3 protein-coding genes are annotated in these 5958 nt (G+C 69.1%); 2 read left to right on the forward strand and 1 reads right to left on the reverse strand.

From position 1 onward, the window contains the following. On the reverse strand, positions 1–3170 hold a 3170-nt coding region (locus tag ACJA3G_RS27735; RefSeq protein WP_406555773.1), incomplete at its 3' end, for a type I polyketide synthase. Positions 3171–4099: 929 nt separating this feature from the next. Between ACJA3G_RS27735 and ACJA3G_RS27740 the strand changes: the two genes are divergently transcribed. Both ACJA3G_RS27740 and ACJA3G_RS27745 read left to right on the forward strand, forming a co-directional pair. After that, a complete protein-coding gene (locus tag ACJA3G_RS27740) occupies positions 4100–4348 on the forward strand; it encodes a hypothetical protein (protein WP_406555774.1) in 249 nt (82 codons plus the stop codon). Positions 4349–4398: 50 nt separating this feature from the next. Beyond that, a complete protein-coding gene (locus ACJA3G_RS27745) occupies positions 4399–5946 on the forward strand; it encodes an ABC1 kinase family protein (RefSeq protein WP_406555775.1) in 1548 nt (515 codons plus the stop codon). Positions 5947–5958 lie beyond the last annotated feature (12 nt).

Genomic DNA, 5958 nt, shown 5'->3' on the forward strand with positions numbered 1-5958 from the left:
ACCCGGAGGTGTTCGCGTACGCGTGCGTACAGCTCGTCGGCGGACTCCTTCTGTGTGTGCTCGGCGCGCAGCCTGTCCATGTCGGCGGGCGCGGGGGTGGCGGCGGGATGGTGGGACAGGCGGGCGGTAGCGTGCACAGTCCTGCTGCTGGCGTCGGCGCCGGGCACACTCAGCTCCCATAGGGCGCTGTCGGCTCCGGTGGTGGTGGCGTGCGCGGTCACCGTGACGGGTTCGGTCAGCGGCAGGACGTTGCGCAGTTCGAGGTCCTGCACGCACACGGCGGACGGTGGGGCCGCGAACAGGTCGGTGGCGGCGGCCAGGGCCATCTCGCACATGGCGGTGGCGGGCAGCACGGCGGTGCCGTCCACACGGTGATCCTCCAGCCACGGCAGGTCAGCGGTGTCCAGGACGTTCTGCCAGTAATGGGTGCCGTCCTGCCCCGGGTCGGCCAGATACGGGCCGGTCAGCGGGTGCACCCTGGGCGGGGTGAGGCGCGCGATCTCATAGTGCTCGCGCTCCCAGGAGGTGGGGGGCACGTCGGCCAGCTCACCGTGCGGATACAGGCGCTCCCACGCAACGGGGTGGCCGGCGCAGTGCAGTTCGGCGAGACCGGTTGCCAAGACGGCCGGGATGCCGGCGTTGCGGCGCAGGGAGGCGATGAAGGCGGTGTCGTTGATCCCGGCGTCGGTGAGGGTTTCGCGCAGGGCGTGCCCCAGCAGCGGGTGGGGGGAGATTTCCATGAACACCCGGTAGCCATCCGCGGCCAGCGCCCGCACGGCTGCGGCGAACTGCACCGGTTCGCGCTGGTTGGCCGCCCAGTAGGCGGCGTCCACCATGATGTCGGCGCGCGGGTCCTTGCGCACGGTGGTGTAGAACGGCACTGTCGGCGGCTGGGCCACCACGTCCTGCAGGGCTTCGCGCAGGTCGTCCAGGATGATGTCCATGTGCCGCGTGTGGGAGGCGACGTCCACGTTCACCAGCCGGGCGAACACATCGCGGGCCTGCCAGTAGGCGACCATCTCAGCCACCTGCGCGGCATCTCCGCCCACCACAGTGGAGGCGGGGGATGCGATCACCGCGACGTCGACGCTGTCCGCGCCCTGCTCGGCGAGGTCGTGCTCGACCTGCTCGCGGGGCAGGGCGACGGAGGCCATCCGGCCTGTGTCTCCGGTGCGCAGGGCGAGGCCGGAGCGGCGGCAGATCACCCGGGCCCCGTCCGCCAGGTCCAGGGCGCCCGCCGTCACAGCTGCGGCTACCTCGCCCATGGAATGGCCGACCACGGCGGCCGGGCTGATGCCGTGGGCCCGCCACATCGCGGCGATGCCCAACTGCACCGCGAACAGGGTGGGCTGCACCCGGTCGAAGCCGGTCACCTCTGCGGGGGAGCCCAGCGTCTTTCGCAGGGAGAATCCGGACTCGGCGGCCACCAGCGGCTCCAGGTCATCGATCACCCGGGTGAACGCCGCATCGACGTCGAGCAGGTCCCGGCCCATGCCCGCCCACTGCGAGCCGTGCCCGGAGAACATCCACACCGGTCCAGGACCGGCATCTTGGAGCGCCGTCGCCTCGACCACGCCGTCCACCGTCTCGTTCTGGGCCAGGGAGCGCAGCTTGTCCGCGAGCTCCTTGGCGCTGCCGGCCACCACTGCGGCGCGACGGCGCAGGTGTGAACGGCGGACGGTGAGCGTGTAGGCGATGTCCTCAAGCGGCGTGCCCTCGCCGTGCTGTTCCACCCAGTCGGCCAGGCGGGTGGCGCCGGCCCGGACGCCCGCCGCCGTCCCGCCGGAGAGGGGGAACACCCGCGGCACACCGGAACTGTCCCGCTGTCCCACTTCGCCGGCCGCGCTCCGAGCAAGGGATACTGGGGCCTGTTCGACGATCACGTGGGCGTTGGCGCCGCTGATCCCGAACGAGGAGACCGCGGCCAGCCGGGTCGGGCCCGGTACCGGCCACGGCACTGGCTGCGTCGGCACGAACAGGCGGGTGGAGTCTGCGTCGATCTGCGGGTTCCACCGCGTGAAGTGCAGCGACGCCGGAATGGTGCCCGAGCGCACCGCGAGGATCGCTTTGAGCAGCCCGGCCACCCCGGAGGCGGGCTCAGCGTGACCGATGTTGGTTTTGACCGAGCCGAGTGCGCACCGGGCCTGGCCCTGCCCGTAGACGGAGGCGAGTGCGGCGAACTCGATGGGGTCCCCGACCGCCGTGCCGGTCCCGTGTGCCTCGATCATGCCGACGTCCCCCGGCTCTACGCCGGCGCGGCGCAACGCCTCACGGGCCAGGGCCGTCTGGGGCGGCGCGGACGGCGCGCTGAACCGGGTGCCGTGCCCGTTCTGGTTGATCGCGGAGCCCCGCAGCACGGCCAGGACCTGGTCGCCGTCGCGGACGGCGTCACTCTGCCGCTTGAGCACGACCACGCCGCAGCCCTCGGCACGTAGGTAGCCGTCGGCATCGGCGTCGAAGGCCCGGGAGCGGCCGGTGGGAGAAAACATCGACCAGCGCGCGAGATTGGCGGCGGTCTCCGGCACCAGGTTCAGGCTCACCCCGCCCGACAGCGCCAGGTCACACTCCCCTGCCCGCAGACTCTGGCAGGCGACGTGCACAGCGGTCAGGCTGGAGGCGCACTGCGCATCCAGGACGATGTTCGGGCCGCGGATGTCCAGCAGGTAGGCCAGGCGTCCCGGGCCGACGCTGGCTAACCCGGTGTACAGGGCGTAGGGGTCGTCTCCCAACTTCAGGGGGCGCTGGGTGCGCACTTCGTAGTCGTGGGTGTAGATCCCGAAGAACAGGCCGGTCTGTGTCTGTGAGCCCTTCAGGTGCAGTGGAGGGATGCCCGCGTGCTCCAGCGCCTCCCACGACACCTCCCACAAAAGCCGGTGCTGCGGGTCCACCCACGCCGCCTCCTGCTTGTTGATCCCGAAGAACTCGGGCTCGTAGGCGTAGATGTCGCCGTCGAGGAAGCAGCCGTAGCGCATCCGCTGGGCCACTGGCTGGGCCAGCACCGCCAGTTGTTCTTGCGTCCACCGGTCGGCGGGCACCTCGCGCACCGCTTCACGGCCCTCTGCCAGCAGCCGGCCCAGTGCCTCCAGCGAGTTGGCCCCGCCGGGGTAGCGGCATCCTGCGCCCACCACCGCAATCGGCTCATCGGTCGCTTCACGGCTTTCGTTCGTCATCAGCGGTCCTCTCCTTCACTGGTGTCCAGTCCGCTCTGGCGGGGCGTTACACACCCGCCGGGGCCGCACGCCACCGCCCACGGTGTGCCTGCTCCGATGCGCCCCGGTTGCCCCCGCGACGCGCCGCTTTTCCTGCGGACGATGGATAGCGAACAGCCGATTACCCCACGAAGGGAGACCGCAGTCCGGAATTTCGGTACGGGAAGGAGTGCGAAGAGCGTGCAGAGAGCGCGGAAAGAAAGAAATACCAGCCCCCGCGCTCCGGAAACAGAATGCGGACACCCTTGCACGCCGGGCGCTATAGCCGGAAAACGCTGCTCGAAGACTCACTGCCGCACAGCGTCCCGCTTCGTGCCCCGCATTTCTCACGCACCCCCGGTGTGCCGGAAACACCGTGCATACGCAGCGGCATGGTGCAGCACCGGGCAGCCCCTGCCTCCTGCGTCGCGAGGGAATGTGATGGACGCCCGTGCTCATCAGCCCCGAACCGGCCCGCCCCGGAAGACTGCGAATATCAGGCCAATTCCTTTATACCCCTCACTGCATAGGGGCGGCCCCTTGACAGCCCGCCACGACACGGCGTTAACGTCAAAGGGCCGGCGGGAGAGCGCCGGATCCGTTCACAGCCGCCCCTCGCACATACTGCGAGATGCGTCCGAAGCCTTTATCCCGAGCATTTCCGACGCCCCCTTATGCCGCACGTTTATGCACAGTGCACTGCCCACTGCCGTGCGCGGTGACGGGCGGACGCACCACCTGCAGCCCCCAGCTCCGCCCCGCAAGCGGGCAGCCTTCATGGCGCCCCGCCCGTGCACCAGGGCGGCAGTGAGCGCACCTGGGCGGAACACCCCCTGCCCAGTCCGCCCAGGTGCCCCTGCGGCAGAACGCAACAGCACCACGCCCTAAGCAACCAGAAGGAGGAGCGAGTTATGGCGAGGAAGAACTACCTCGACAGGCTGGTCCGCAACAGCGAGCGCATGGACAAGGACACCCGGCGGGTCATCCGCAAGGGCCTGGGCACCAAGAAGCGGAAGAAGTCGAAGAGCAAGAAGCGGGCGAAGAGGAACCAGCGCCAGATCCGCGCCCTCGCCGGCCAGATCGGCCAGCTCACCCAGCAGGTCTCCACTCTCACCACCGTCGTGGCCAAGGACCACAAGGAGAGGGAACTCGCCACCTAGCGGGCCCCGCCCATCCCCCTTCCAGGCAGCGCGAGGGACCAGGAGCATGCATGCCCCACGGGCGTACCCGCCGCACCGTCCGCATTATGTCCCGGTCCTTCGCCGGCGAAGCAGGCCGCACCCTGAACACACTCAGCGCCCGGCGTGGCCGGCCCGACGTCCCGCAGGCCGAGGACCTCAAAGCCGCCCGGGCGCAGGGACTGCGCCGGACCCTGGAGGAACTGGGCCCGCTGTATGTGAAAGTCGGCCAGATCCTCGCCACCCGCCCCGACTTCGTACCCCAGTACATCCGGGACGAACTGGAAAACCTCAACGACCACGCCAACGTCGAGCCGTTCTCCCGCTTCGCACCCGTCCTTGAAGACAGCCTCGGCGCCGACTGGCGGCAGCAGTTCACCGAGATCCATACCGAACAGCCCCTGGGCGCCGCCTCCCTGGCCCAGGTCTACAAGGCCGTCACCGCCGACGGCACCCCCTGCGTCATCAAAGTGCAGCGCCCAGGCGCCTCCGCGGCGGTGCTCGGCGACATGACGGTCCTGAAAAGGGTGGCCCGGCTGATAGCGAAAGCGGCACCGCATTTCAACGAAGTCGTCGATGTCGGGGCCATGCTGGAAGTCCTGTTCACCGTCATGGAAGACGAACTGGACTTCACCCGCGAGGCCCGCAACATGAAGGACGCCAGGAAAGCCGCCCGAGGCTTCAAACGGGTACGAGTACCCAAAGTCATCACCGCCACACCCCGCGTTCTGGTACAGACCTTCGCGGATGGCGTGCCCATCAACCGGGTGAAGAGCGACGACCTCAGCAAAAAGCAACGGAAAGAAATCTCCTACCAGCTCATCCAGTTCATGTTCCGCTGCTACTTCCTGGAAAGAAAATTCCACGCCGACCCGCACCCGGGAAACATCATCATCAGCCCCGACGGCAAAGCACACCTCATCGACTGGGGCATGGTCGGACGCCTCGACCGCACCACCAGCGCCGCCATCCTGGGCACCTTCATGGCGATGGCCCACAACGACGGCACCGCCATGGCCAGACAATGGGTCAACCTGGGCACCGCCACCCCCTGGAGCAACGTCTCGGCCTTCATCGGCGACCTCACCCGCATCGTCCCGCACTGGACGGATGCCACCCTGGCCGAACTCAACTTCGGGGTCGCCCTCATGACCCTGCTGCGCTACTCCTCCCACCGCGGCATCCAGATCACCCCGCTCGTCTCGGTGGTGGGGAAATCCGTCGCCAACATCGAAGGATCCGTGCGCTGCCTCTACCCCAAACTGAAACTGTCCACCGCGCTGCGCCGAACACTTACCACCATCATGCGCGACCTGCTGCTGGACACCCTCACCGAAGAACAAGCCGCCCAGGCGGGCCTGCACCTGCTCAGCGTCCTCACCCAGGCCCCCGCCCAACTGCAGGCATCTCTCGCCGACCTCTCGGCCCGCCAGCTCACCGTCCAGACCCGGACCAACCTGGGCGATCCGATCGCCCCCGGACGGCGGCAGCGGATCCCAGGACGCAGCAGCATGGCGCCGGCCGCCGCAGCAAGCGCGGCCTACGGCTGGGCCCGCGAACGAGCACGGAGGACACCGTGACAACCCCACCCC

This window comes from Streptomyces sp. YS-3, from assembly GCF_045257485.1.
Lineage (GTDB): Bacteria > Actinomycetota > Actinomycetes > Streptomycetales > Streptomycetaceae > Streptomyces.

What these genes read in the sequence shown, in the direction of transcription:
- ACJA3G_RS27740 (WP_406555774.1), top strand. Translation starts at nt 4,100, where the DNA reads ATGGCGAGGAAGAACTACCTCGACAGGCTGGTCCGCAACAGCGAGCGC.
- ACJA3G_RS27745 (WP_406555775.1), top strand. Translation starts at nt 4,399, where the DNA reads ATGCCCCACGGGCGTACCCGCCGCACCGTCCGCATTATGTCCCGGTCC.